Origin of the sequence: Corynebacterium sp. HMSC05H05 (assembly GCF_001807265.1) — a bacterium.
Taxonomy (GTDB): Bacteria; Actinomycetota; Actinomycetes; order Mycobacteriales; family Mycobacteriaceae; genus Corynebacterium.
The window spans coordinates 25,746-48,317 of the sequence record NZ_KV788386.1 but is presented as its reverse complement, the minus strand read 5'-3'; the positions used below and the strand labels follow the sequence as shown (position 1 = coordinate 48,317).

The window sequence follows — 22,572 nt, the reverse complement described above, 5'->3', positions numbered from 1 at the left end:
GGCACAGACCACCATCCATGGACATACTCTTATCCATTTTCGCCCTACTGGCGTTCGTGCTGCTCACGGCGTCGACCGGGCTTTTCGTCGCAATCGAATTCGCCATGACGGGCTTGGAGCGCTCCACCATTGAGGCCCACGTCAAAGAACGCGGCGACGGCACGGCGCGTGCGATTGCGCGCGACCACGCAAACCTCTCGTTCGTGCTCTCCGGCGCCCAGCTGGGAATCACGGTGACAACCCTTGCCGCCGGTTTCCTGGCAGAGCCGGTACTGGGCCAGTTTTTCACCCCGGTGCTCGAACTTGTTGGCCTTTCGGCGAACGCGTCCACCACTGTCGCGCTCATCCTCGCGTTGATTGTGGCGACGTTTTTGTCCATGGTCTTCGGCGAGTTGGTGCCGAAAAACGTCGCCATCACTGACCCGCTGAACACGGCACGGGCCGTGGTGCCTCCGGTGCACTACTTCAACACGGCGACCAAGCCGTTTATCCTCTTCCTCAACACCGCCGCGAACTGGGTGGTGCGCAAGATGGGCATCGAGCCTGCCGACGAGCTCGCCTCGGCCCGTTCCTCCCAGGAACTCGGCGCGATGGTGCGCAACTCCGCCGAGGCTGGCGGGCTGGATGCGGCAACTGCGGCCGTGATCGACCGCTCCTTGCGCTTCGGCGAGACTACCGCTGAGGAAGTGATGACGCCGCGCTCGACCATCGACTCGCTGGACGCCGACGACACTGTCGCTGACCTGATCACCCTCGCGCGCCAGACGGGCCACTCCCGCTTCCCCGTGCGCCGCGGCGACTTGGACGACACCCTCGGCGTGGTCCACATCAAGGACGCCTTTTCGGTGCCACACGAGTTCCGTTCCACGACGAAGCTGGCTTCATTGGCGCGACGTGTGCCGTTCGTGCCGGGCACGCTTGACGGCGATTCTGTGCTCAACCGCGTGCGCTCGGCCGGATCTCAGGTGGTGTTAGTGGCCGACGAGTACGGCGGCACCCAGGGCCTGGTCACAATCGAGGACCTCGTGGAGGAGATCTTGGGCGAGGTCTACGACGAATACGACGACGAGGAAAGCGAAAAGGACTTCATACGCTTCGGCACATCCTGGGAGGTCGCAGGCCTCGTGCGTCTGGACGAGTTGGAGGAACGCACCGGATTTGCCGCGGTAGACGGTCCCTACGAAACCCTCGGTGGTCTGATCATGGCCACGCTGGGGCGCATCCCCGAGCTTGGCGACGAGGTAGTGCTGCGCACCGCCAGCGCAGCGAATTTCCAGGAGGAGTTCCAATCCGGCGGCGCCGGCAACTGGCTGGCGCAGGTCTCCGAGATGGACGGCCGCCGCATCGACCGCGCCCTGCTGCGACCAATTCCCCCTGAACACGAGACCGGAGAGGAGGTAGAGGCCAAGTGAGTATCTGGCTCGCAGTACTGCTCATCGTCGCGCTGCTCGGCGCCAACGCGTTTTTCGTGGCGGTCGAGTTCGCCCTCGTCTCCTCCCGCAAGGACCGCCTGGAATCGCTGCTCGCACAAGGCAAGACCAAGGCCGAGGGCGTGCTCTACGCCACCGAGCACCTCTCTATCTACCTCGCTGGTGCGCAGTTTGGCATCACTGTGGCGTCGCTGATTCTGGGCAAGGTGGCCGAGCCCGCAATCGCCTCGTACATCGAGGCGCCGTTTATGGCCCTGGGCATGCCCGCGGACCTGCTGCACCCGGTCGCGTTCATCATCGCCCTGCTGATCATCTCGTTTCTGCACATCCTCTTCGGCGAAATGGTGCCGAAGAACCTGGCCATTGCGGGACCGGAGAGTATGGCCATGTGGCTGACGCCGGCGATGACACTGTGGATGAAGCTCACTCGCCCTCTGCTGGAGTTCCTCAACTGGGTCGCGCGTAAGACGCTGCTGCTGTTCGGCATCGAGCAGCGCGACGAGCTGGAATCCACCGTGGACCAGGAACAGCTGGCCAGCATGATCCAGGAGTCGCGCGAGGAAGGCCTGCTCGACGCCGAGGAGACGGTGCGCCTGGCCAAGGCGCTGCGCCAGGATTCCCGCCAGCTCAAGGAAGCGATGATCCCGCTGGCGCAGGTCACCACCATCCCGTACGACCCGCGCGGCATCCGCCTCTCCGTCATCGAGCAGGCGGTGCAAGACACCGGATATTCCCGCTTCCCCGTACGCATCGACGCCAGCTCGCTCGCCGGCTATGTCCACGTCAAAGACATCCTGGACCTGATGGAGTTCCCGCAGGGCGACCCGCGCGTCTCGCTCAAGCGCATCCGCCCGTTAAGCACCGTCGAAGCTAATCAGTCCATGGACGACGCGCTCGCCCAGCTGCACCGCCGCTCCGCACACATGGCGGAGGTGCACGACAACGGCAAGCTCGTCGGCGTGGTCGCCCTGGAAGACCTCATCGAGGAGTACGTGGGAACGGTCTCCGACTGGACGCACGAGGGCGAATAATGCAGGTGCTCACGCCCGAGGAGTACCTGCCGCGCATGGACGCGCACGCCGCCCGCGCCGAGCGCTGGACCGCGCCGAGAGTGGCCCGCAGGGCGCGCGGCCAGTACCACCCCGTGTGGGACTTCCTCTTCGATTACTACCCGCAGCGCCCCGCACACCTGAAGCGGTGGCACCCGGGTGCCGGCGTCGCGCTCGAAGACGCCGCCTCACTCCCCCACGCCGGCTGGCGCGACTATGTCTGTGACAAGGGCACTGTGCTTCTCGACGTCCACAGGTTCCTCTCCCACCGCCACGCCGACGTGGAGGAGGCGGAGGCGATCCTTCGGTCCGTCGATAGGCGTGAAGCCCACTTCGACTGCTTCGGCATGCACGAGTGGGCGATGGTGTACCGCACCGACAACCCGCGCCACAGCCTGCCGCTGCGCCTAGGTCCTGAGGGCACGAACGCCGTGGTGGAGGCGCACAACGTCAAGTGCACGCACTTCGACGCCTTCCGGTTTTTCACCCCGGCGGCGCGGCCGCTGAATCTCACCGTGCTCACGCGCGAGGGGCAAGCGGACAACGACCAGGCGGGCTGCGTGCACGTGAGCATGGACCTGTACAAGTGGGCGATGAAGCTCGGCCCGCTCGTGCCCGGCGAGCTGCTCATGGACTGCTTCGAGCTGGCCGCCGATGCCCGCCGCCTGGACATGGAGGCATCGCCCTACGACTGCCGGGGGCTAGGCTTCGGCGTGGTGGCCGTGGAAACGCCTGAGGGCAAGGCGGAGTACGTCGCCCGCCAGCGCGAGCTGAGCCGCCGCGCACAACCCCTGCGCCAGCGGCTTGTCGCGGTCATCGACGCCGCCTATGACGGCTAGACTCGAAGACGGTTTTCACTCGTTCGATCGATAAAGGCGGCGATTCCGGTGGCGAAGCACGCAAGCGGTAAAAACAACTACAGGCTGTCCGGAGAGCTCATCGCCTTACTGGTGGTACTGGCCCTGATCGCAGCGGCCGTGATCTGGTGGTTGTCCAGCCGCGGAGACGGTGCGGACGACGCCGACGGCGCGCAGGCGAAGGCGGAGGACTGCGTCGCGGGTGAGCTCGTCCTGCCTGTTGCTGCCTCCGACAAGGGTGCGGGCCAGTCGCTTGTGGACGCCTACGGTGACTCCGCCCCCGTCGTCCGCGACTACTGCGTGAAGCCCCAGCTTGTGGATGCTGTCGCCGACGCCGCAGTCTTTGTCGCCCCGAATACGACGGTGACCCACCAGTCGCTGGAAAGCTCCGGCCGCACCCCAGCGGTTTCTGACCCCCAGCCTGCCTACAGCGAAGCCGTCGGCGTGGCCGGCAAGGACGATGTCAAGCTCGAAGACCTGACCGTGGACAAGGTCCGCTTCCCGGTCTCCGACGAGTCCGCTGCCTCCGCGCTGGTTGCATCCAAGGTGGCGGGCAACGACACCGACGCCGTGCAGGCGCTGACCGATCAGCGCATCGGCAGTGCGGACGAGCTTAACGCGGACGCCGGAGAGTTCCTGGCCACCGCCGAAGATGCCGTCCCCGAGGGACTGAAGTTCACCCCGGTCGGCGCCGACGCCGTCTACACCGCGTTCCCGCTGAATCAGAACGAAAAGGTGGACGAGAACCAGGCCCGCGCCGGCCAAGACTTCGCCCGTTTCGCCTCCGAGCACTTCGACGGCTCCGAAAAGGACCAGCCGGCCGTCTCCGATCTGGTGTGGGCCGCTGCCCTGCCAGCCGGCGGCGAGGCCATCACTGCGGACGCGAAGAAGGACGGCGACGCCCAAGACGGCGCCGAGGCTGACAAGGCGGACGACGAAGCTAAGGCCGATACCGCCGCAGCCCTGCAGCCCGAGAACACCCTGTTCCTCCTGGACACCTCCGACGCGATGGGCCCGTACCTCCAGCCAGCTAAGGACGCGATCGCGAACACCGCGCTCGAGCTCGGCAGCCAGGGCAAACAGGTTGGCCTGTGGAACTACTCCTCCCCGCTGAACCCGGGTGTCGTGGTTGGCTACCGCCAGAACATCACGGTCTCCCCCGACGCCAACTCCGTTGCCGTGGCCGTACGCCGCTTCCTCACCGGCGGCGTGCCCCAGACCCGCCAGGCCGTCGAGGCAGCCGCGGGCGCCTACGGCGCGGGCGGCGCGAAAACCCGCGTCGTCCTGGTCACCACCGGCACGGCTGATGCCGGCGACGACAAGGCCTTCGAAGACGCTGTGCGAGGCGCTGCCGGCGACAAAGTGGAGATCACCGTTGTCCGCGTCGGCGAGGGCGAGGCGGACCAGGCGGTCGAGGCGCTGTCCGCCAAGACCGTGGACGCGAAGCAGGCCGACGCCATCGAAGATGCCGTAAAGCAGGCTTCCGGGCTGTAGGTGCCGGCCGACTACCCATCCAGCCACAGACCCTGGGATCCAAAGCCTGGGATCCTGCGAAATCTAGCCGAACCCAGGTTCTGCCTCCCAGGGTTTGTGGGGCGAGAACATAGAAGAAGGCCCGGGCTGGTGGGAGTGAACCCAGCCCGGGCCTTGGCGTTGGTGGCGCTTAAGAGGTCTTGCGACGGCGGCGGTCCGCCAGCTCGTCGAAACCGATGACATTGTCCGTACCGTCCTCGACCACGCGCTCCGACGGGAACGCGGAGATGGTGCCGGTCAGCTCCTTCATAATCTGCGGCACGGCGATGCCGAACACGCCCTGGCCGCCGCCGAGGAGGTCGATGATCTCCTCGTTAGAGCGGCACTCGTAGACGGTCACGCCGTCGGAGACGAGGGTGATCTCGGCGATGTCGGAGACACCGCGGTCGCGCAGCTTATCCACGGCGAGGCGGATGTTCTGCAGCGAGATGCCGGTGTCGAGCAGGCCCTTGACAATCTTCAGGACCAGGATGTCCTTGAAGGAGTACAGGCGCTGGGAACCGGAGCCCTTCGCGCCGCGGATAGACGGACGCACCAAGCCGGTGCGAGCCCAGTAGTCGAGCTGGCGGTAGGTGATGCCGGCGACTTGGCAGGCGATCGGCACGCGGTAGCCGACTTCGTCGGACGGGCCGACGTCGAAAAGCGACTCCTGCACAGCGTCGAACAGGCCGTCCTGATTTTCCTCGGTGATGCTCACGTAATTACTCCCATGAAAGTTAGCTCGAAGCCTAATGACTATTAAAGAGTAAGCATACGGAGCTGGTCAATAGTCACATGCGTAACACGCCGAAACTCTCAAGGAATACTTGAGGGTTTTACCCCTCCTTGGGGTTATCCTCCCCCAAATCCGAGTCCTCCACTCCGAGGCTGCGCATCAACGCCTCGAAGTCCGCGTCGGCCTGGGCGTCGCCGCTGGCGGAGACAGCCCCATCCGTGAAGTCCTCGATTTTGATCTCCGCCTGCAAGTAGCGCTCCGCATCCTCTTGCGACAAGAACACCGAGGCCTGGGCGGCGACCGTGTCGTCGACAGTCAGCTCCATGTCCAGCTCCTCGGCCAACAACAGTGCGTCGGACGCCCGCAGGTCAATCTCGGTGCCGCCGTAGATTGTCAGGGTGGCCATAAAGGTGCCGTCGACGTAACTGGACAGCTCAAGGCTGTCCGCTCCGTTAGTGGAAGTGCGGATAAGCTCCGCGATCGCGTCGACGGGACGCGGTCGGTTCGGGGCCCACCCGTCCAGGCGCATGGCCAGCTCAGCGCCCTCCATCGGCGGCAGCCACACTGGAATGCACCGGCCGTTCGTGGGCCGTTGGAGCAGGGCGCACAGGAAGTCCTCCGGGCCAACCGGAAACACACCGATGAGGTTGACGGCCTCCATTAGCTCCCCAGCTGCTTGCGCAGCTCGTTCTTCACCAGCGACGCGTGCAGGGACACGACAAGCGCGGACATCTGCTGACCGATCTCTTCGGCTTTCTGCTGCGCGGTAACCTTGCCGGACTTCGACACCGGCTCCGCAACCTGGTTGATCATGTCGGCCTGGCGGGCCGCCGCGGTGCGCAGCGTCTTCAGGTGGCGGGCGTCGAAGCCGAATTCGGACAGCGACAGCGCGGTGGTGACTGTACGGACATCGTCGGCGGTGAACAGCCCAGCAGCATCCGGGGTGATCAGGCCGACCTTGATGTACTCCTCCACCGTAGACGGATCCGCCTGCGCCTGCTCCGCAACGTCCGTGTCGGTCAGCTGCGTCGCCGCCGGCGCGCGGAAGTTCTCCGGGGAGATCATCGGCTCGGACTCGCCAGCGGACAGGATCGCGGTGACGTGACCGGAATCCATTGCTTCGAGCTGTTCGCGAATGACCTTCAGCGGCAGGTAGTTGTCGCGCTGGGTGACCAGGATGTAGCGCAGGCGCTCCACGTCCTCCTCGGTGAAGCGGCGGTAACCGGAAGCGGTGCGCTGCGGGGTGATCAGCCCTTCGGACTCGAGGAAGCGGATCTTGGAGACGGTCACGTCCGGGAACTCGGTGCGCAGACGTTCAAGCACCACGCCGATGGACATCGTCTTCGCGGTCTTGGTTGCCTTGGCGCCCTTAGCCGGCTTCGCGGAGGTAGCGGCTGGTGCCGTCTGACGGATTGCGCTCACGTGATCGAACTCTTCTCTAACTAGTTGCCGGCGGTGATGAAGACCAGACGGAATTTACCAATCTGGATTTCGTCGCCGTTGGTCAGCTCCTGGGAGTTGCGCGGCTCGCGGTTGACGTAGGTGCCGTTGAGCGAGCCCACATCAACGACTTCGTACCCGCCGTCGTTGCGGCGGAACTCAGCGTGACGACGCGACACGGTCACGTCGTCGAGGAAGATGTCGGCCTCCGGGTGGCGGCCTGCGGTGGTGGAATCCTGGTCCAACAGGAAGCGGGCACCCGCGTTCGGGCCACGCTTGACTACGAGGAGGGCCTCCCCATCCGACAGCTGGTCCGCACCGGCGGCGGAGTCCGCAGATGTCGCAGCTCCGGACTCCATCTCCTTGAGCAGGTCTGCGCGGAATACCGAGGTGGTTTCGACCTGGTTCTGCGGCGTGTTGTCGCTCATGGGTAACTCCTGACTTTCGAGTCGTGGTTGAGATCTCTCGCCATAATAGCGTCCGGTTCGCCCGAAGGGGCGGCTACCGGATAATGCCTAGCGGAAAATGTTGCCGATTCCGGAAATGACTGAGTTCCCGGATCCCGCCAGTGGGTTGTCGGAGACCATGTATGTCCACGTCGCGCTTGGGCGCTTCCAGCCCGCGTCGGCCAAGTGCGCTCCGCTGGAGTCGATGTCCACAGAGTTGAATGTTTCTACCGCGGCCGCGACCGCCCGGTTGGCCAAGTCCTTGAACTCGCGCACGGCGATGCGGTGGTATTCGTCGATCGGCGTTTCGCGGGCGATGGCGCGCAGGTGGATGGATTCACGGACGTCGTCCATGAGCGCCAGGTGCTCGGACCACTCGGCATCGAGGTGGAAGAGCATGATCTCCCTCGCCGCCTGCTCGAGCACGTCCTGTGGCAGGTGCGAGAGCTCTGCGGCGCGCTGCGGGGAACGCTCGGACAGCTCGCGCCACGCGGTGTCCGTGTCCAGCAGAGCGGCGCGGCGCTCGTCGAGGATGTCTCGGTGGTCCGCCAGCAGCTTGTTGTACTTCCAGGTCTGTGAGTGGATCTCCAGCAGCTGGCCTTCGGTGACGCGCTGGCAGTGCTCGATGAAGCTCTGGGCGCGGTTGCCGGTGATGCGTCCGTCCGGCTCAGGCTGAGCGGAGAACTGCTCGCCGTCTCCGCCGGAGGTGACAATGTCGTCGTCGAGGGAGACGAAGAACACGCTTAATCCCGGGTCGCCCTGGCGGCCGGCGCGGCCGCGCAGCTGGTTGTCCAGGCGGGCGGTGCGGTGCCTGGCCGTGCCGATTACCGCTAGGCCGCCGAGCGAGGCGACCTTGTCGTGGTCGCTTTCGTCCGCGCCGCCGAGACGGATATCCGTGCCACGGCCCGCCATCTGCGTGGAGACGGTCACCCGCCCCACGTCGCCGGCCTCGGCGATGATACGGGCTTCTTCCGCGTCGTTTTTCGCGTTGAGCACGTTGACAGCGATACCGCGCGCCTCAAGCGCTTCCGCCAGCGCCTCGGATTCCGCCACGTCGTGGGTGCCCACCAGCACCGGCTGGCCGGTGGAGTTGATGTGCGCGATCTCGTCGACGATCGCGGAGTTCTTCTCCTCCATAGTGGCGTAAATTCGGTCGGCTTCGTCGAAACGCTGCAGCTCGTTGGCGCGGTCGATCACAGACACGTGCAGGCCGTAGAAGCTGCGCAGCTGGTCGGTCGCCTCCACGGCGGTGCCGGTCATGCCGCACACCAGCGGGTAGCGGCGCATGAGCGCCTGCAGGGTGATGGAGTCCAGGATGCGCCCGCCTTCGGACACGTCCAGCCCCTCCTTGGCTTCCACCGCGGCCTGCAGGCCGTCGGGCCAGCGCTGCAGCTCAGCCACGCGTCCGCGGGAGGCGTCCACAAGCGCGACCTTGCCGTCGTCCACGATGTAGTGCACGTCCCGGATCAGCAGTGCCTTCGCGTGCAGCGCAAGGTTCACGCGCACCAGCGTCGTGCCGATGTGCTCGTCCGAGTACAGCGAGTCGATACCCAAAATCCGTTCGATCTTCGCCGCGCCGTCGTCGGTGAGGAAGGCATTGCGCCCGTCCGCGTCGATGGTGTAGTCGGTGTCCTCGTCCAGCTTCGACACGGCCTCGGTGATCTGGCCGGTGGCCTGCTTGGACCCCTCGGAGCCGGCGAGCACGAGCGGCACGAGCGCCTCGTCCACGAGCACGCTGTCCGCTTCGTCGACCAGCGCGACGTCGGCGGGCAGCTGCACCGTCTGTTCACGGGACGTGATCTGGTTGTCGCGCAGGTGGTCGAAGCCGATCTCGGTCACCGGCGCGTAAATGACGTCGCTGCGGTATGCGCTCACGCGCTCGTCGCGTGTCGACGACTCCGTGACCGCCGCCACCGTCAACCCGAAAAACTCCACGAGCGGGCGCATCCACTCCGCGTCGCGTGCGGCCAAGTAGTTGTTCACCGTGATCAGGTGGACGCGCTTGCCCTGCAGCGCGAATCCGGTGGCGGCCATCGCGCCGACGAGCGTTTTGCCCTCGCCGGTGGCCATCTGGATCACGTCGCCCTCCAGCAGTCGCAGCACGGCCTGGTTCTGCACCTCAAACGGCGTCATGCCCAGGGTGCGCTGGGAGGCGACGGACAGCCCGGCCAGAAAACGCGGCTTGTCGGCGATGGCCCCGTCGCGCACGGTGGAGGCGACTGCGGAGGCGAGCGAAGCATCGTCGAGAAGCGAAAGCTCCTCGATTAAGCCGTGCGCGTCCGCGACGACGGCTTTCGACTTCTTGTTGTTGCGCTCCGTAGTGGAGCCCATGGCCTTCCAGAACCAGTCAAACTTGCCCATAAGGGCTAAGAATAACGCCAACGTGCCAAACCGTTGGTGCGACGATTAGTCTTGCAGCGAAAGTAACCGTTGCGTTGAACCGCCGAGCCGCAGGAGGAAACGGCTACCCATGCTGTCTATGAACGTGAAAGTTCCGTCGTCCAAGGGCCACATGATGGCTGCGACCATCGACCGCCCCGACGGACCCGCGCAGGCCTACGCCATTTTCGCGCACTGCTTCGCCGGCTCCCGCCACACCCCGGGCGCCTCGCGCATCTCCAAGCGGCTGACGGAACACGGCATTGCCACCCTGCGCTTCGACTTCCCCGGACTGGGCCAGTCCGAGGGCGAGTTCAAGGACACCTCGTTTTCCGAGAACGTGGACGACATCGTCGCCGCCGCGCTGTGGCTGGAGGAGAACTACAAGGCCCCGCAGCTGCTCATGGGCCACTCCCTCGGCGGCGCCGCCACGCTGAAAGCCGCCACCCGCCCGGAGCTGAAGAAGATGATCAAGGCTGTGGCCACCGTCGGCGCGCCGTTCGACCCGGCGCACTCGGTGCTCCACTACGCCCACGCCATCGGCGAGGCCGATGCGAACGGCTCGGTCGGCGTGGTGCTCGGCGGCCGCGAGCTGACCATCTCGCGCGAGTTCCTCGAAGACCTCGCCGAGACCAACCCGGAGGAGTACCTGCCGAAGCTGCGCAAGCCGCTGCTTGTCGTGCACTCTCCTATCGACGTCACCGTCGGCATCGATAACGCCCAGAACATTTTCTCACTGGCGCGCTACCCCAAGTCCCTGATGGCGCTGGACAAGGCGGACCACCTGCTCACCCGCCAGGGCACCGCGCAGCGCGCCGCGGACATCATCGGCTCCTGGGCGCAGCAGTACATCCAGCCGCTGTTCGTCCCTGCGAAGACCACGGACACCAACGCCGTGTCCTACTCCGCGCGTGGCACGAAGTACGGCGACGTGGTGCGCACCTCCGACCGCGCGATCACCACCGACCGCTCCAAGAACACCGGCGGCAAGGGCCAGGGTGTCACCTCCACCGGCCTGTACATGTCCGCGCTCGCGGTCAGCTGCTCGCAGGCGGTGCGCGAGGCGGCCAAGGGCATGCAGCTTGACGACGTCCGCGTGGAAGTCAACCACAACGGCGACGGCACCTTCACCCGCCTGATCACCCTCTACGGCGACCTGACCGACGATGAGGTGGAGACCCTGCGCGCCGCCGGCGCCTCCTCCACCGTGGACGGATACGTGGAAAAGGGCGAGATCGAAACGACCGCGGAGACCGCCTCGCTTGAGCGCCGACGCCGCCAGAACAAGCTCCACCGCGCGGAGCGCCTGGGTAAGTAATGGCTAAATCCGGGCTGTGGGCGGACGTGCGGGCCTTGTGCCCCTGCGGGCAGGGCCTGCCGTACGAGGCGTGCTGCGGGCGCTACATCGACGGCGCTGCCGCGGCGCCCACCGCTGAGACGCTGATGCGCTCGCGCTACACCGCCTACGTGCGCGGCGCGGGCTCCTATGTGGCGGAAACCTGGGCCGATGAGACGCGGCCGGCGGATCTGACCGTGGACCCGTCCGGCGAACCGTTTACCCGCCTGGAAGTGCTGGACACCACCGGCGGCGGGCCTTTCGACGCCGAGGGCGTCGTCGAATTCGCCGCCCACCACCCCGGCGGCGTCATGCGGGAGCGCTCCCGCTTCGAGCGCCGCGCCGGGCGGTGGGTCTACGTCGACGGCGTAGTCCGCTAACCCTGGGGTGTCACCGGTGACTGTCTGGTGACCTGCCGGTTTTGGGTCCGTATGACAGTGCTGTAATATTTGCGCAGTTACCGTTTCGGTAGCGGATCGGGCTGTGGCGCAGTTTGGTAGCGCACCACACTGGGGGTGTGGGGGTCGCAGGTTCAAATCCTGTCAGTCCGACAAAGTTTTTTCTGGGGGTTCGGGGGTTCTCTTTCGGCGACGTTGCTAGTCGATAGGTGCCACTCGGATCTGGTTCCCGTCGGGATCGGCAATCACGAACGTCGTTCCGAAGACGTCCTGGTGGGGTTCTTTGATGACGTCGACCCCCTTGCCAGTCCAGGCCTGGAACACGTCCATGACTTCTTCCCCGTTGACGTTGAGACACACTTCGGTGGTGCGTGCGGGAGCGTCTGCGAGCACTTCGGAGTTCCCAGTCCACAGTGCGAGAGCCACACCGTCCGCCAAAGCGAACGTCACATAGCGGGGTGAAACAAAGTCGGTTTCCAGCTCCAGGAGGTCTGAGTAGAACTCGACCGATCTATCAATGTCGGTCACGTAAACGATGAAGACGATTTCGCGGTTCATTTGGGCACCTTTCTCCTTCTGAATGAACTGTAATCCCACAGACTACTCGAATATGAAAGAATATGGGCATGAGTACGTCACAAATGGGTAGCCGCCGAACCCCCCGCGCGGTCGAAGGTGGGCTCATAGAGATCGGCGAAGATCTGCAGCGCTGGCGCCGCCTCAACCGTCTCACGATCGAGCAGGCTGCGTACCGCGCTGACGTGAGTGTGTCCACGTTGCGCCGCTTAGAGCAAGGCCACGGCGCAACACTGGAAAACTTCCTCCGGGTGTGCCGTGCGTTTCAACTGCTTGACCGGGTGAGAGACGCGGTTGATCCGATGGAGCACGATCGCGGTCGGGCTTTGATTGAGCAGATGATTTAGCGATGGCACCCACGTCTATACGCATCTGGACGGAGGTCGAAGACCGCAAGCTCTCTGTCGCAACCTATTTTCCGCACCAGCACGGTGGGACGCTCGAGTATGAAAAGGAGTGGATACAACTTCCAGGCGCGTACGCGATCAGCCCTGCGCATCCCCTTCAAGGCGGAAAGCAACCTCTCGTCTCTGATCGCGGGCATCTGCCCACCGCTTTTTCTGATTCTGCTCCGGATCGCTGGGGCGAATGCTCATTCAAAAGCAGTTTGCGCGGCGGGGTGAACAGCCGACAGAAGTCGACTACCTCCTCGGTGTTGATGATCGTCTTCGCCTAGGAGCGTTGCGTTTCGAAGTGAACGGGGTGACCCAATCGCCGAGCAGCCGGGTGCCCAAACTTGTGAACCTAGCTGGCATTGAGCGTGCCTCGCGCGCCGTTGAGGAGGGCGATGATGCAGTGGATGTCCTGAGACGCATCGCCGTTGCCGGATCCTCTCTGGGTGGCGCCCGCCCGAAAGCCACAGTCATTGATGACGAAGGCAAACTGATGATGGCGAAGTTCTCCTCATCCGCAGACACTATCGACGCGGTTGCCTGGGAAAAGGTTTATTTGGATATCGCAGAACTTGCGGGCATCTCCACACCGAGTTCGAGACTTTTGGAGGTTAACGGACGGTCCGTATTGCTTCTGGAAAGGTTCGACCGAGCCTACGGTGAGGATGGAAGCGAAGCCCGTATCCCCTACATGTCCGCAATGACTCTGCTCAATCGTACGGACGGCGACCGTGCATCCATGGTCGAGATCGCTGAGGAGCTTCGGCTGCTGAGCATCAATGGCGATTCCGCGGCTGAGCTTTTCAGCAGGTCAGCGATCAACTTGCTGGTGGGCAACACCGATAACCACCTGCGAAACCACGGATTCATTCGCGTAGATGGCGCGTGGCGGCTCTCCCCCGTTTTCGATATCACGCCCGCCACCACCAAAACCAATTTTGCCACTTCTGTGGACGTTGTCGGCGACGATTCAGTAGACACACTCATGGGTGCCGCGGGCTGGTTTGGTCTCAATGACGCTCAAGCCATCGAGCGACTCAGCCGCGCAGTCGACGCAGTGAAGCAATGGAAAGAGCTCGCACGCAGAAACCAAATCGCCGTCGCCGAGGACAAACAGGTTGCGCCTGGTTTTGACGGAGAGCATCTGCAGCGAGCTCAACAGCTTATCCGCGAGCGCCGCGCTTAGGACACGATCTTGCCGTTCGCGTCGTAGGTGTAGAAGCCCTGCCCAGCTTCCAGGCCGGTCCTACCTTCTGCGACCATCGGCTTCAGCGTCGTCTCAACGAAGTCCTTCTGCCACTGCGGGGCGTTGTCGTTGGACTCGATCACGGCGACCAAGGTGCGCACGCCGACGAGGTCCATGATCTCAATCGGCCCGCGCGGGGACCCGGTGGAGTTGCACCAGTCGCGGTCGATGTCGACGGGGTCAGCGATGTCGTGGTGCAGCAGGTACATGCCGGCACTGAGCAGCGGCACCAGCAGGGTGTTCAGCACGTAGCCGGGCTGCTCGCGCTTGAGCGGGACCGGCACCATGTTGATCTGCTCCGCAAACTCCACAAGCTGGTCCACATACTTCGGGTCAGTGCCCTCGTGCGGCATGATCTCGGCGGTGTTCTGGATCCAGATGTGGTTGGCAAAGTGCAGCGCCAAGAAGCGCTCCGGCGTGCCCGTCGCGTCTGCGAACTTGCTCGGCATGAGCGTGGAGGTGTTGGTGGCGAACACCGCGGTATCCGGGGCGTACTCCCCCACCTCAGCCCAGACCTTGCGCTTCAGCTCGAGGTTCTCCGGGATCGCCTCGATAACTAGGTCCGCGTTCGCTACCGCTTCTTTCAGGTCCGAAGTCTGCGTTAGGTTCGCGTGCGCTGCCGCGACGGTCTCGTCGTTGGCGGATTCGAGCTCCGTCTTCATCTGTTCGCCGATAGCGTCGAAACGCTTCTTGCCGGCCGCGAGGGCCTCCTCGTTGATGTCGTAGGACACAACCTTCTTACCCGCGAACGCGGAGCAAAAAGCGATCTGCGCGCCCAGGACACCTGCACCAAGTACTGTTACGTTATTGAATGTCATACTCGTCACATTACGCCTCATTGCGTGACTTTGACGACGATTTCACTGTGAACTTTTACGTGAGCGAGTCTCGCTCCACCGGCACCAAACCGGTCGCCGCCCGCCGGCCCAGCTCCACGTAGTACGCCGCGTGGCGCAACCTGGCCTCGAAGGTGTCCGGCTCGAGCGTGCGCTTCACTTTGGCGGGCACGCCGGCCGCCAGAGAGAACTCCGGCAGCTCTTGGCCTTCGAGCACCACTGCCCCGCCGCCGACGATGCTGCCTTTGCCCACGCGCGAGCGCGACAACACGGTCGCGCTCATGCCGATCAGGCAGCCGGGCTCTATGTGGCAGCCGTGCACCATGGCGAGGTGGCCGATGGTCACGTCGTCTTCCAGCACCGTCTCCCCGTCTGTATCCACGTGCAGCACCGAGCCGTCCTGGACATTGACACGGTTGCCGATGCGGATTGCGCCCACGTCGCCGCGGATGACCACGCCGGGCCAGATGTTCGCGTCCTCGCCGATGGTCACGTTGCCGATGATGGTGGCCTCGTCGGAGATAAACGCCGAGGGGTGGATCTGCGGGGTTGCGCCTTCAAAGCTGTAGATCATGCACACCATTGTGCCTGCGACGCAGCAAGCCGGGTGCTCAGCACACCACCCGCAGGGTGCCCGGCATGACGTCGAAGGTCACGGCGCTGACGGCGCCAGCGGCGTCTCCGTCGAGCTCAAGCTGCTCGGGTTCGGCGAACTCAAGCGTGATGCGGCGGCCCTCGAGGTACTCCATAGTCGGCGGTAGGGACGCCGGCGGGCGCGGCTGCACCTCGCTGGGCAGCAGCGCATTGATGCCGCCGCGCACGGTGTCCAGCGCGAGCTTGCCGCCGATGCCCGCCCAGTCGGTGACGTCCTCGGCGCGCAGCACCACGGCGTCGAGTACCCCGTCGTCAGGCTGCGCGTCCGGCAACAGCGGGATCCCGCCCACCAGGTCGCTGCAGTTGCCGACGATGCAGGTGTGCAACGAGGTGGTCACCGATGGGTCGCTATCAAGCGTGATGCCCACGTCCACGCTGTTGCCGCCGCCGAGCGATTGGAACACGGCCGGCACGTACGCGAGCGGTCCAACCGCGGCTTTGAGGCTGTCGCGGGTGCGGTGGATCATGCCCGCATCCACGCCGACGCCGGCCATGACCGCGAAGCCGGAGTGCTCAGTGCGGCCGTCGGGGTAGACCATCTCGGCGCGGCAGAGGTCGATGAGCCGGTCGGTGCCCGCAAACGCACGGTGCACCGCCGATTCCAGTAACAGCGGCACGCCGAGGTTGCGCGCGAGCATGTTGCCGGTGCCCGCCGGCACAATCGCCATAGGTGTCTTCGAACCGGACACGGCCAGCGCGACCATGCGCACCGTGCCGTCGCCGCCGGCGGCGATGATCAAGTCCGCGCCCTGCTCGAGCGCGCGGACAGCCTGGGAAAACCCGGGCCCTTCGGTGGTCGTTGCCGCCCACTCGATGTCCGTGCCCTCCCAGGCGTAGCGCTCCACGGCGCGGCGCAGGCGTTCCAGGTGGACTTTCACGGGGTTGTACACCACCGTCACCCGGGGACTAGACGCGACATTCACGCGCCTCATGGTAGCCGTGCCAGGCCCGTACCGCGTCGCACCGCGCGGCTAGGACATGCCGACGCCAAGGAACTCCAGCAGCGTGCGGGTGGCAAACCCTTTCGACACCAGGCCTGTGTTGTCGGAGGTGCCGCCGGGCCACACGTGCGGCCCGCCCTCGATGCGGTAGTGCGACAGCGCGGCGTCGCAGTCGTCCCAACTCAGCTTCGTCACCGTATGCGACAACTCGACGTCTTCCCTGCGTCCCGCGCAGTGGTTGCGCACCGCGGCTTCCTCGAGCATCTCGGGTGTGGAGTTGTACACCGTCTCGTGCCGCTCGCCGCCGTCGTAGGAGATGATCGGATCCGCGGTGCCGTGGAAGTCGACGTGCTTCATGGGGATGCTGGAGCACCCTTCCGCGACGCGCTGGTAAAACGCGCCGGCCACGGTGGCCACGCCGCTGAACTCCTGCGGGCGCTGGCAGCCCACGAACGCCGCGAATCCGCCGCCGTTGGAAAACCCTGCGGCGAAGATCCGGGTGCGGTCGATGGAGAATTCCCCCTCCAGCTGATCGAGCACATCGTCCACGAACGCGAGGTCCTGCTCCCCTGTCGTCTCCGCGTACGGGGCAGGCGCCCAGGCTTCGCCGACGCCGTTCATGAACGCGACCACGGCGTCCGCTTTATCCAGCTGCGAGTGTTTCCTGAGCCGTTCCGCGTCCTCCTTGTAGCCGTGGAACACCAGGATCAGTGGCAGCCGGTCGCGCTGCTTCGCGCCCCTCGGCACCGACAGGATGTAGTCGCGTTTCAGCCCGGCAGAGGTCATCTGCCTGCGCTCAATCGCCGGATCCGACCACGGCTCCACCTCCCGGACGATGTCCTCGGGCGCGTCCGGCTGCGTGGTGATCGCGGTGCGCAGCCGCGCCGTGTCACCCGCGCACCCTGCGACGCTCAAGCAGGTTGCGGCCAAGCTGATTGCGGCCGCGGCGCGGATCACTGGGCGGTAAAACACGCAAGGTAGATTAGACCATTGTGCACGCGAGCGGAACACAGCCAGGACCCAGCAAGAAAGCTGGACCGAGGTTCAGGGACTCCGCGCACCGCAGCGGCGCAGCCGAGGCATTTGACCGCGACGCAACCCGCTACGACGCCGCCCGCCCCACCTACCCCGCCGCGCTCAGCGAGCTGGTCGGCCCCGGCACCGTCTGCGACGTCGGTGCAGGCACCGGTAAGTTCACACAATTGCTTTGCGACGATTCACGTTCCGTGCTCGCCTGCGACCCCAGCGGCGACATGACCCGGGTTTTCCACACAGTGCTGCCCGAGGTGCCCGTGTGGCGCGCCACCGCCGAAGCGACCGGACTCGCAGACGACTCCGTCGATGCGCTGACGTGCGCGCAGACCTGGCACTGGGTGGATGTGCCCGCCGCAAGCCGAGAAGCGGACCGCGTGATCCGTCCCGGCGGCCGCCTCGTGCTGTGCTGGAACACGCTGGCCGTGCGCCACCCCTGGGTGCTCAGACTCAGCCGCATCATGCACTCCGGCGATGTGCAGCGCGAGGGCTTCTACCCGGAGGTCGCCGCCCCCTGGCTGCTGCAGAACGAGTTGCGCCAAGAGTGGCTGCACCCGATCGCTGTGGAGGACTGCTTCGAGCTCATGGCAACCCGCTCCTACTGGCTGAAAGCGAACGAACGCACCCGCGCCAAGATGGAGGCGAATCTGAGCTGGTACCTCTTCGAGCGTCTCGGCTTCGACCCCGGCGACACGATCCCGCTGCCGTACCGCACCGACGCGTTCGTCTACGAGCGCGCCTAGTCGGCGGGGTTGTGCTCGACCCCGAAGAACTCCAGGATCGCTTCAGTGGCGTCCACGCCGCGCCGGGCAGCCCACGGTCCGGTGGGCCATTCGTGGCCCATCCCCTCCACCGCGGTCAGCGTGGCACGGGCGCGGTCGCCGTTGCGACGCTCAAACGCCGCCACCACGTCTGGTGCGCCATAGGTGGTATCGTCCTGAGCCCCGCTGTACGGGGAGCGCTGCTCGCCGGCAAACGGCACCACGTCATCGAAGGTGCCGTGGATGTTCAGGTAATCCAGGGGCTGTTTCGCTGCTGTGAGATCGTCCGGGGTGGCTCGCACCGCGGCGGCGACGGTGGCCACGCCTGCGAGCTCGAGGCCGCTCAGGCTCAGGTGCACTGCCAGTCCCCCGCCGTTGGAAAAACCTGCCAGGTAGGTGTTGGTGGTGGCGAAGGTGGACCGGAGGTCGTCGATAAGCGCACGCACAAACGCCGCATCCTCCTCGAACGTGGTGCGCGCGTACGGCGCGGGCGACCAGGCAAGGCCCGCACCCGTGGGCGCGGCGACGATGGCGCGCGCCCGGTGCAAGCCGGTGCCGGCAAGGAAGTCGCGGCCGTTGTCGCCCTTACCATGCAGCGCGACGATCACCGGCAGCGCGCCAGTGTGACCTGCAGGTACGCAGACGTGGTAGGCGCGCTGAACGCCACCGATTTCCACTGTGCGCTGCCGCAAAGGCCTAGCCCTTCCTGCCGCGGCGCTCGCGCACGCGCACCGCGATGCGCACCGGGGTGCCGTGGTAGCCGAACTGCTCGCGGAACTTGCGCTCCAGGTAGCGGCGGTAGCCGGCGTCGAGGAAGCCGGTGGTGAACAGCACGATTGTCGGCGGACGAGTGCTGGCCATGGTGGCGAACAGCAGCTTGGGCAGACGGTTGTTCTTCATCGGCGGCGGGTTCGCCGCGATCGCCTCGCGCAGCCAGTTGTTCAGCTGGCCGGTGGAGATGCGCTTATCCCAGTTCTCCAACGCCTCCTTCATCGCCGGCTCAAGGCGGTGCAGCCCGCGGCCGGTGTCGGCGGAGATGTTCAGCTTGGTCACCCACTTGAGCTGGCCCATCGTCTCGTCGAATTCGCGGTCGAAGTCGTAACGGCGGTCCTCGTCCATCAGGTCCCACTTGTTAAAGCAGATGACCATCGCCTTACCTGCTTCCAGCACCATGGAGATCACGCGCTGGTCCTGCTCGGAGATCTCCTCCGAGGCGTCGATGAGCACGACGCACACCTCGGCGGCCTCGATGGTGCCGCGGGTGCGCAGCGACGCGTAATACTCGTGGCCCTGGGCGTTCTTCACCTTCTTGCGCAGGCCAGCGGTGTCGATGAAGGTCCACAGGTCCTCATCCAGCTGCACGAGCTCATCCACCGGGTCCACGGTGGTGCCAGCAACGTTGTCCACCACCGAGCGGTCGGACCTGGTCAGCTTGTTCAGCAGGCTGGACTTGCCCACGTTCGGCCGGCCCACCAGCGCCACGCGGCGTGGGCCGCCGGTGATGGATTCCTTCACGCGCGGCTCGTCTGGGAACAGTCGCAAGATCTCGTCGAGCACATCCGCGCCGCCGCGGCCGTGCAGTGCAGAAACCGGCCACGGGTCGCCAAGGCCGAGCGCGTAGAACTCGGCCACGTCGCCCCACTGGCTGTCGGACTCGAACTTGTTCGCCACCAGGATCACGGGAACCTCGGAGCGCTGCAGGTTGCGGGCCATCACCGCGTCCGTCTCTGTCACCGCAGTCTTGGCGTCCACGACCATGACGATCACGTCGGAGGTGGCCATCGCGGCTTCCGCCTGGCGGGCAATCGCTGCGTGGATGCCCTTCGCGTCCGGGTCCCAGCCGCCGGTGTCCTGCACCCAGAATCGGCGCCCGCCCCAGTCCGTGATGTAACTCACGCGGTCGCGCGTGACACCCGGGTGGTCCTCCACCACTGCCTCGCGGCGTCCGATGAAGCGGTTCACCAGGGAGGACTTGCCCACGTTCGGGCGACCCACGATGGACACCGTCGGTAACGCCTCGGTGACCACGTCGGGCTGGGCAATGCCGTACTCGGCCTCGACCTCAGCCCACTCCTCTTCGGTCAGCTCGTCATCGGAGTCGTAGCCCTCGCCGAAGTCGGCCTCACCGAACTCGGACTCGTCGATGCCGGCCTCTTCAAAGCCCTGCAGGTCTTCTTCGGCGTTAAAGTCCTTGTTCTCGTAGTACTCGGCGCTATCAGCGCCGACCACGTAGGCATCCATGTCGGTGTAGCCGGACCGGTCGGTGCCGGGTTGGATGAACTGCGTTTCCGGCTCGAGGTGCTCACCGTTGTTGTTGCGCTCGCTCATCGCGCGCTCCTTTCCACGACCTCAGTCAGTGCCGCCAGGACCTCGTCCGGCGTCATCTGGGAGGTGTCCACCAGCACCGCGTCGTCGGCGGGCTTGAGCGGGCTGGTCGCGCGGGAGGAATCTGCTTCGTCGCGGCGCTGCACGTCCGCAAGCACCACGTCAAAGTCCGCCTCGCGCCCCGCCGCGACGTCCTGGTCGTAACGGCGCTTCGCTCGCACCTCGGCGCTTGCGGTCATGAACACCTTCGCGGGTGCGTCCGGCAGCACGACCGTGCCGATGTCGCGGCCTTCCACGATCGCGCGCCCGGCCTCGCGGGCGAGCTTGCGCTGCAGCTCCACCAAGTTCACGCGCACCTCGGGGATGGCGGAAACGGCAGAGACGTGCTTGGTCACCTCGGCACCGCGGATTTCACCCTTGACGTCCTCGCCGGCGAAAAGCACGTCGGTGGAATCCGGGTCGTCGGAGACCTCAAGCGGCAGGTCCGCGGTCGCCTCGATCACCTTCGCCGTGTCCGCCGGGTCCACGCCCGCGCGCAGCACAGCCAGCGTGGCCACGCGGTACATCGCACCGGTGTCCACGTATTTTGCGTCCAGGCGCTTCGCCAACGCGCGGCACATGGTGGATTTACCGGTGCCCGAAGGCCCGTCCACAGCCACAATGAGCCCGCCGTTTTCCATGTTGGACAGTGTGTCAGCCATTTACATCCCCACCGCCTTGTACAGCGACGCCAGCTCGGAGGAGTTCAGCGCGCGCATAGAACCCGGCTTCATGTCGCCGAGCTGGACCGTGTGGAACTTCGTGCGCACCAGGCGTTGCACCGGGTACCCGGCCTGCTTCAGCATGCGGCGCACGATGTGCTTGCGGCCCTCGTGCAGCTCCACGCGGATGATGGACTGGCCGTTGTGCACGTCCACTACTTGCGCGAAATCGACCTTCGCGGGGCCGTCGTCAAGCTCGATGCCCTCTTTGAGCTGCTTGACCACAGCATTATTGGCCTCACCGAGCACCGTGGCCAAGTAGGTCTTGGACACTTCGTACTTCGGGTGGGTCAGGCGGTTGGCCATCTCGCCGTCGTTGGTGAGCAGCAGCAGGCCCTCGGTGTCCGCGTCCAGGCGGCCGACGTGGAAGAGACGCTGGCCGGACGCGGTGCGCTCCGCCAGGTAGGAACCCACGGAAATGCGGTCCATTTCGTCCTTCATGGTCGAGTGCACGCCGCGCGGCTTGTTGAAGACGAAGTACTCGTGCTCCTCGTTGACGTTGATGCGTGCGCCGTCGACGCGGATGATGTCCACGTTCGGGTTCACACGCATGCCCTGGCGCATCACGATCTCGCCGTTGACCTCGACGCGGCCTTGCTCGATCATCGCCTCCGCGTGACGACGGGAAGCTACGCCCGCTTGCGCGAGCACCTTCTGCAGTCGAACGCCCTCAGACGCCGCCTTCGCTGCGGCCGGGTCGTCGTCCCACCAGTTATCGTCCAGCGGGTTCGGTTGATTCTTCGCGGCGTTTTGGCGCCTCTTGTTCAGGCGGACATTCTGTTTCTTAGCCGGCTTGGCGTAGGAGATGTAGAACGTATCGTCCTTCCCACGCTTATCCGGTGTGCCATCTCGGCGAGCGGGTGGTGTCATGCCCCGGGATTCTACCAGGCATCCTCGATGGAATCGACGTCCGGAAGCAGCGGCGCAAGCTCCGGCAGCCGCTCGAGAGAATCGATGCCTAACAGCTCCAAAAACAGCTCGGTGGTGACGTAGCGGTGCGCGCCATGATCAGGCACGTCTTCCCCGGCCTCGCCCGGGTCCACCTCCGCAATGAGACCGCGAAGCGCGAGCGTGCGCATCACGCCGTCGACGTTGACTCCGCGCACGCCCGCGACCTGCGCGCGGGTGACCGGCTGGCGGTAGGCCACCACTGCGAGTGTTTCCATCGCCGCGCGTGAGAGCTTCTTCTGCGTGCCGTCCAGAAGGAACGCCTCCACCGCGTCGGCGTTTTCGGTGCGGGTGTACAGGCGCCAGCCCTCCGCCGTTTCGCGCAGGTCGATGCCGGAGCCGCGTTCGTCCAGCTCCCGGGCAAACTCGCGTAGCTGGTCGGACACCTCTTCGCTGGTCGCGCCGAGCGCACTTGCCAGTTCTTCCACGGCGACGGGCGCGTCGATAACCAGCAGCACCGACTCGATGCGCGAGCGCAGCTGGGAGACCATGGGCAAGCTATCCATGCTTCGGCAGT

At 65.4% G+C, this 22,572-nt stretch carries 24 protein-coding genes and 1 tRNA gene; 10 read left to right on the top strand and 15 right to left on the bottom strand.

Translation table 11 applies throughout. The features are described from left to right. Positions 1 to 17 precede the first annotated feature (17 nt). From HMPREF3151_RS04335 to HMPREF3151_RS04320, 4 genes are read left to right on the top strand one after another with little or no spacing between them, the layout of a single operon-like run. Positions 18 to 1,412, top strand: coding sequence for a hemolysin family protein (locus tag HMPREF3151_RS04335; RefSeq protein WP_070473831.1), 1,395 nt, complete (start codon positions 18 to 20; stop codon positions 1,410 to 1,412). Further along, on the top strand, positions 1,409 to 2,461 hold the full coding sequence (locus HMPREF3151_RS04330) for a hemolysin family protein (protein ID WP_070473829.1): 1,053 nt from the start codon (positions 1,409 to 1,411) through the stop codon (positions 2,459 to 2,461). The genes HMPREF3151_RS04335 and HMPREF3151_RS04330 overlap by 4 nt, the downstream gene beginning before the upstream one ends. Then, complete coding sequence (locus HMPREF3151_RS04325) at positions 2,461 to 3,318, top strand: 3-methyladenine DNA glycosylase (RefSeq protein ID WP_070473827.1); 858 nt, start codon at positions 2,461 to 2,463, stop codon at positions 3,316 to 3,318. Before HMPREF3151_RS04330 ends, HMPREF3151_RS04325 begins: the two co-directional genes overlap by 1 nt. Positions 3,319 to 3,366: 48 nt before the next feature. After that, on the top strand, positions 3,367 to 4,830 hold the full coding sequence (locus HMPREF3151_RS04320; RefSeq protein WP_070473825.1) for a vWA domain-containing protein: 1,464 nt from the start codon (positions 3,367 to 3,369) through the stop codon (positions 4,828 to 4,830). 169 nt (positions 4,831 to 4,999) lie between these two features. Here the strand turns inward: HMPREF3151_RS04320 and HMPREF3151_RS04315 are convergent, their stop codons facing one another. The 5 genes from HMPREF3151_RS04315 to secA2 form a co-directional block, all read right to left on the bottom strand. After that, positions 5,000 to 5,566, bottom strand: a complete 567-nt coding sequence (locus HMPREF3151_RS04315) for a MerR family transcriptional regulator (RefSeq protein ID WP_070473823.1) — start codon at positions 5,564 to 5,566, stop codon at positions 5,000 to 5,002. Between the two features lie 118 nt (positions 5,567 to 5,684). Then, positions 5,685 to 6,245 (bottom strand): bifunctional nuclease domain-containing protein, encoded by a 561-nt coding sequence (locus HMPREF3151_RS04310; protein ID WP_070473821.1) that lies wholly within the window; start codon positions 6,243 to 6,245, stop codon positions 5,685 to 5,687. Further along, on the bottom strand, positions 6,245 to 7,006 hold the full coding sequence (locus HMPREF3151_RS04305) for a transcriptional regulator FtsR (RefSeq protein WP_070473819.1): 762 nt from the start codon (positions 7,004 to 7,006) through the stop codon (positions 6,245 to 6,247). The genes HMPREF3151_RS04310 and HMPREF3151_RS04305 overlap by 1 nt, the downstream gene beginning before the upstream one ends. 20 nt (positions 7,007 to 7,026) lie before the next feature. Beyond that, positions 7,027 to 7,452, bottom strand: coding sequence for an oxoglutarate dehydrogenase inhibitor Odhl (gene odhI / locus HMPREF3151_RS04300; protein WP_070473817.1), 426 nt, complete (start codon positions 7,450 to 7,452; stop codon positions 7,027 to 7,029). An 87-nt stretch (positions 7,453 to 7,539) separates the two neighbouring features. Further along, the gene (gene secA2, locus HMPREF3151_RS04295; RefSeq protein ID WP_070473815.1) at positions 7,540 to 9,831 is read right to left on the bottom strand and encodes an accessory Sec system translocase SecA2; all 2,292 of its coding nucleotides are present in this window, start codon (positions 9,829 to 9,831) and stop codon (positions 7,540 to 7,542) included. A gap of 109 nt (positions 9,832 to 9,940) precedes the next feature. On the opposite strand from secA2, the gene HMPREF3151_RS04290 reads away from it, so the two are divergent. The 3 genes from HMPREF3151_RS04290 (at position 9,941) to HMPREF3151_RS04280 (ending at position 11,736) form a co-directional block, all read left to right on the top strand. Beyond that, on the top strand, positions 9,941 to 11,167 hold the full coding sequence (locus tag HMPREF3151_RS04290; RefSeq protein ID WP_083290181.1) for a bifunctional alpha/beta hydrolase/OsmC family protein: 1,227 nt from the start codon (positions 9,941 to 9,943) through the stop codon (positions 11,165 to 11,167). Then, on the top strand, positions 11,167 to 11,565 hold the full coding sequence (locus HMPREF3151_RS04285; RefSeq protein WP_070473813.1) for a YchJ family protein: 399 nt from the start codon (positions 11,167 to 11,169) through the stop codon (positions 11,563 to 11,565). The genes HMPREF3151_RS04290 and HMPREF3151_RS04285 overlap by 1 nt, the downstream gene beginning before the upstream one ends. Before the next feature lie 97 nt (positions 11,566 to 11,662). Next, positions 11,663 to 11,736: transfer RNA gene (locus HMPREF3151_RS04280), tRNA-Pro, on the top strand. Positions 11,737 to 11,781: 45 nt separating this feature from the next. Here the strand turns inward: HMPREF3151_RS04280 and HMPREF3151_RS04275 are convergent. Then, complete coding sequence (locus HMPREF3151_RS04275; protein ID WP_070473811.1) at positions 11,782 to 12,141, bottom strand: VOC family protein; 360 nt, start codon at positions 12,139 to 12,141, stop codon at positions 11,782 to 11,784. Positions 12,142 to 12,209: 68 nt separating this feature from the next. Between HMPREF3151_RS04275 and HMPREF3151_RS04270 the strand changes: the two genes are divergently transcribed. Together HMPREF3151_RS04270 and HMPREF3151_RS04260 are read left to right on the top strand one after the other, a co-directional pair. Continuing rightward, positions 12,210 to 12,506: a helix-turn-helix domain-containing protein gene (locus HMPREF3151_RS04270; protein WP_168160601.1), complete on the top strand. Its 297-nt coding sequence runs from the start codon at positions 12,210 to 12,212 to the stop codon at positions 12,504 to 12,506. A 241-nt stretch (positions 12,507 to 12,747) separates the two neighbouring features. Next, positions 12,748 to 13,737, top strand: coding sequence for a type II toxin-antitoxin system HipA family toxin (locus tag HMPREF3151_RS04260; RefSeq protein ID WP_070473807.1), 990 nt, complete (start codon positions 12,748 to 12,750; stop codon positions 13,735 to 13,737). Here the strand turns inward: HMPREF3151_RS04260 and HMPREF3151_RS04255 are convergent. From HMPREF3151_RS04255 to HMPREF3151_RS04240, 4 genes are read right to left on the bottom strand one after another with little or no spacing between them, the layout of a single operon-like run. Further along, positions 13,734 to 14,615, bottom strand: coding sequence for a 3-hydroxyacyl-CoA dehydrogenase (locus HMPREF3151_RS04255; protein WP_070473805.1), 882 nt, complete (start codon positions 14,613 to 14,615; stop codon positions 13,734 to 13,736). The genes HMPREF3151_RS04260 and HMPREF3151_RS04255 overlap by 4 nt on opposite strands. Positions 14,616 to 14,670: 55 nt before the next feature. Then, the gene (locus tag HMPREF3151_RS04250) at positions 14,671 to 15,207 is read right to left on the bottom strand and encodes a gamma carbonic anhydrase family protein (protein ID WP_070474044.1); all 537 of its coding nucleotides are present in this window, start codon (positions 15,205 to 15,207) and stop codon (positions 14,671 to 14,673) included. Between the two features lie 37 nt (positions 15,208 to 15,244). Next, positions 15,245 to 16,210: a diacylglycerol/lipid kinase family protein gene (locus HMPREF3151_RS04245; protein WP_168160599.1), complete on the bottom strand. Its 966-nt coding sequence runs from the start codon at positions 16,208 to 16,210 to the stop codon at positions 15,245 to 15,247. Between the two features lie 48 nt (positions 16,211 to 16,258). After that, complete coding sequence (locus HMPREF3151_RS04240) at positions 16,259 to 17,200, bottom strand: CE1 family esterase (protein ID WP_141741316.1); 942 nt, start codon at positions 17,198 to 17,200, stop codon at positions 16,259 to 16,261. A gap of 20 nt (positions 17,201 to 17,220) precedes the next feature. Here HMPREF3151_RS04240 and HMPREF3151_RS04235 point away from each other — a divergent pair, with 20 nt between their 5' ends. Further along, entirely contained in the window at positions 17,221 to 18,003 is a 783-nt protein-coding gene (locus tag HMPREF3151_RS04235) for a class I SAM-dependent methyltransferase (RefSeq protein ID WP_070473802.1), read from the top strand. On the opposite strand, the gene HMPREF3151_RS04230 is transcribed toward HMPREF3151_RS04235, so the two are convergent. From HMPREF3151_RS04230 to scpB, 5 genes are read right to left on the bottom strand one after another with little or no spacing between them, the layout of a single operon-like run. Then, entirely contained in the window at positions 18,000 to 18,713 is a 714-nt protein-coding gene (locus HMPREF3151_RS04230) for a CE1 family esterase (RefSeq protein ID WP_141741315.1), read from the bottom strand. The genes HMPREF3151_RS04235 and HMPREF3151_RS04230 overlap by 4 nt on opposite strands. A 4-nt stretch (positions 18,714 to 18,717) precedes the next feature. Next, the gene (der, locus tag HMPREF3151_RS04225; protein ID WP_070473798.1) at positions 18,718 to 20,349 is read right to left on the bottom strand and encodes a ribosome biogenesis GTPase Der; all 1,632 of its coding nucleotides are present in this window, start codon (positions 20,347 to 20,349) and stop codon (positions 18,718 to 18,720) included. Further along, positions 20,346 to 21,047: a (d)CMP kinase gene (gene cmk / locus HMPREF3151_RS04220; protein WP_070473797.1), complete on the bottom strand. Its 702-nt coding sequence runs from the start codon at positions 21,045 to 21,047 to the stop codon at positions 20,346 to 20,348. Before cmk ends, der begins: the two co-directional genes overlap by 4 nt. Further along, positions 21,048 to 21,977, bottom strand: coding sequence for a pseudouridine synthase (locus tag HMPREF3151_RS04215; protein WP_070473795.1), 930 nt, complete (start codon positions 21,975 to 21,977; stop codon positions 21,048 to 21,050). It abuts the gene before it with no gap. 11 nt (positions 21,978 to 21,988) lie between these two features. Then, on the bottom strand, positions 21,989 to 22,561 hold the full coding sequence (scpB, locus tag HMPREF3151_RS04210) for an SMC-Scp complex subunit ScpB (RefSeq protein WP_070473793.1): 573 nt from the start codon (positions 22,559 to 22,561) through the stop codon (positions 21,989 to 21,991). Positions 22,562 to 22,572 lie beyond the last annotated feature (11 nt).

Excerpts from the sequence above, each read along its gene's own strand:
- HMPREF3151_RS04335 (WP_070473831.1), top strand. The coding sequence starts at position 18 with ATGGACATACTCTTATCCATTTTCGCCCTACTGGCGTTCGTGCTGCTC.
- HMPREF3151_RS04325 (WP_070473827.1), top strand. The coding sequence starts at position 2,461 with ATGCAGGTGCTCACGCCCGAGGAGTACCTGCCGCGCATGGACGCGCAC.
- HMPREF3151_RS04310 (WP_070473821.1), bottom strand. The coding sequence starts at position 6,245 with ATGGAGGCCGTCAACCTCATCGGTGTGTTTCCGGTTGGCCCGGAGGAC.
- odhI (WP_070473817.1), bottom strand. The coding sequence starts at position 7,452 with ATGAGCGACAACACGCCGCAGAACCAGGTCGAAACCACCTCGGTATTC.
- secA2 (WP_070473815.1), bottom strand. The coding sequence starts at position 9,831 with ATGGGCAAGTTTGACTGGTTCTGGAAGGCCATGGGCTCCACTACGGAG.
- HMPREF3151_RS04290 (WP_083290181.1), top strand. The coding sequence starts at position 9,941 with ATGCTGTCTATGAACGTGAAAGTTCCGTCGTCCAAGGGCCACATGATG.
- HMPREF3151_RS04285 (WP_070473813.1), top strand. The coding sequence starts at position 11,167 with ATGGCTAAATCCGGGCTGTGGGCGGACGTGCGGGCCTTGTGCCCCTGC.
- HMPREF3151_RS04275 (WP_070473811.1), bottom strand. The coding sequence starts at position 12,141 with ATGAACCGCGAAATCGTCTTCATCGTTTACGTGACCGACATTGATAGA.
- HMPREF3151_RS04270 (WP_168160601.1), top strand. The coding sequence starts at position 12,210 with ATGAGTACGTCACAAATGGGTAGCCGCCGAACCCCCCGCGCGGTCGAA.
- HMPREF3151_RS04260 (WP_070473807.1), top strand. The coding sequence starts at position 12,748 with ATGCTCATTCAAAAGCAGTTTGCGCGGCGGGGTGAACAGCCGACAGAA.
- HMPREF3151_RS04255 (WP_070473805.1), bottom strand. The coding sequence starts at position 14,615 with ATGACATTCAATAACGTAACAGTACTTGGTGCAGGTGTCCTGGGCGCG.
- HMPREF3151_RS04250 (WP_070474044.1), bottom strand. The coding sequence starts at position 15,207 with ATGATCTACAGCTTTGAAGGCGCAACCCCGCAGATCCACCCCTCGGCG.
- der (WP_070473798.1), bottom strand. The coding sequence starts at position 20,349 with ATGAGCGAGCGCAACAACAACGGTGAGCACCTCGAGCCGGAAACGCAG.
- cmk (WP_070473797.1), bottom strand. The coding sequence starts at position 21,047 with ATGGCTGACACACTGTCCAACATGGAAAACGGCGGGCTCATTGTGGCT.
- HMPREF3151_RS04215 (WP_070473795.1), bottom strand. The coding sequence starts at position 21,977 with ATGACACCACCCGCTCGCCGAGATGGCACACCGGATAAGCGTGGGAAG.
- scpB (WP_070473793.1), bottom strand. The coding sequence starts at position 22,561 with ATGGATAGCTTGCCCATGGTCTCCCAGCTGCGCTCGCGCATCGAGTCG.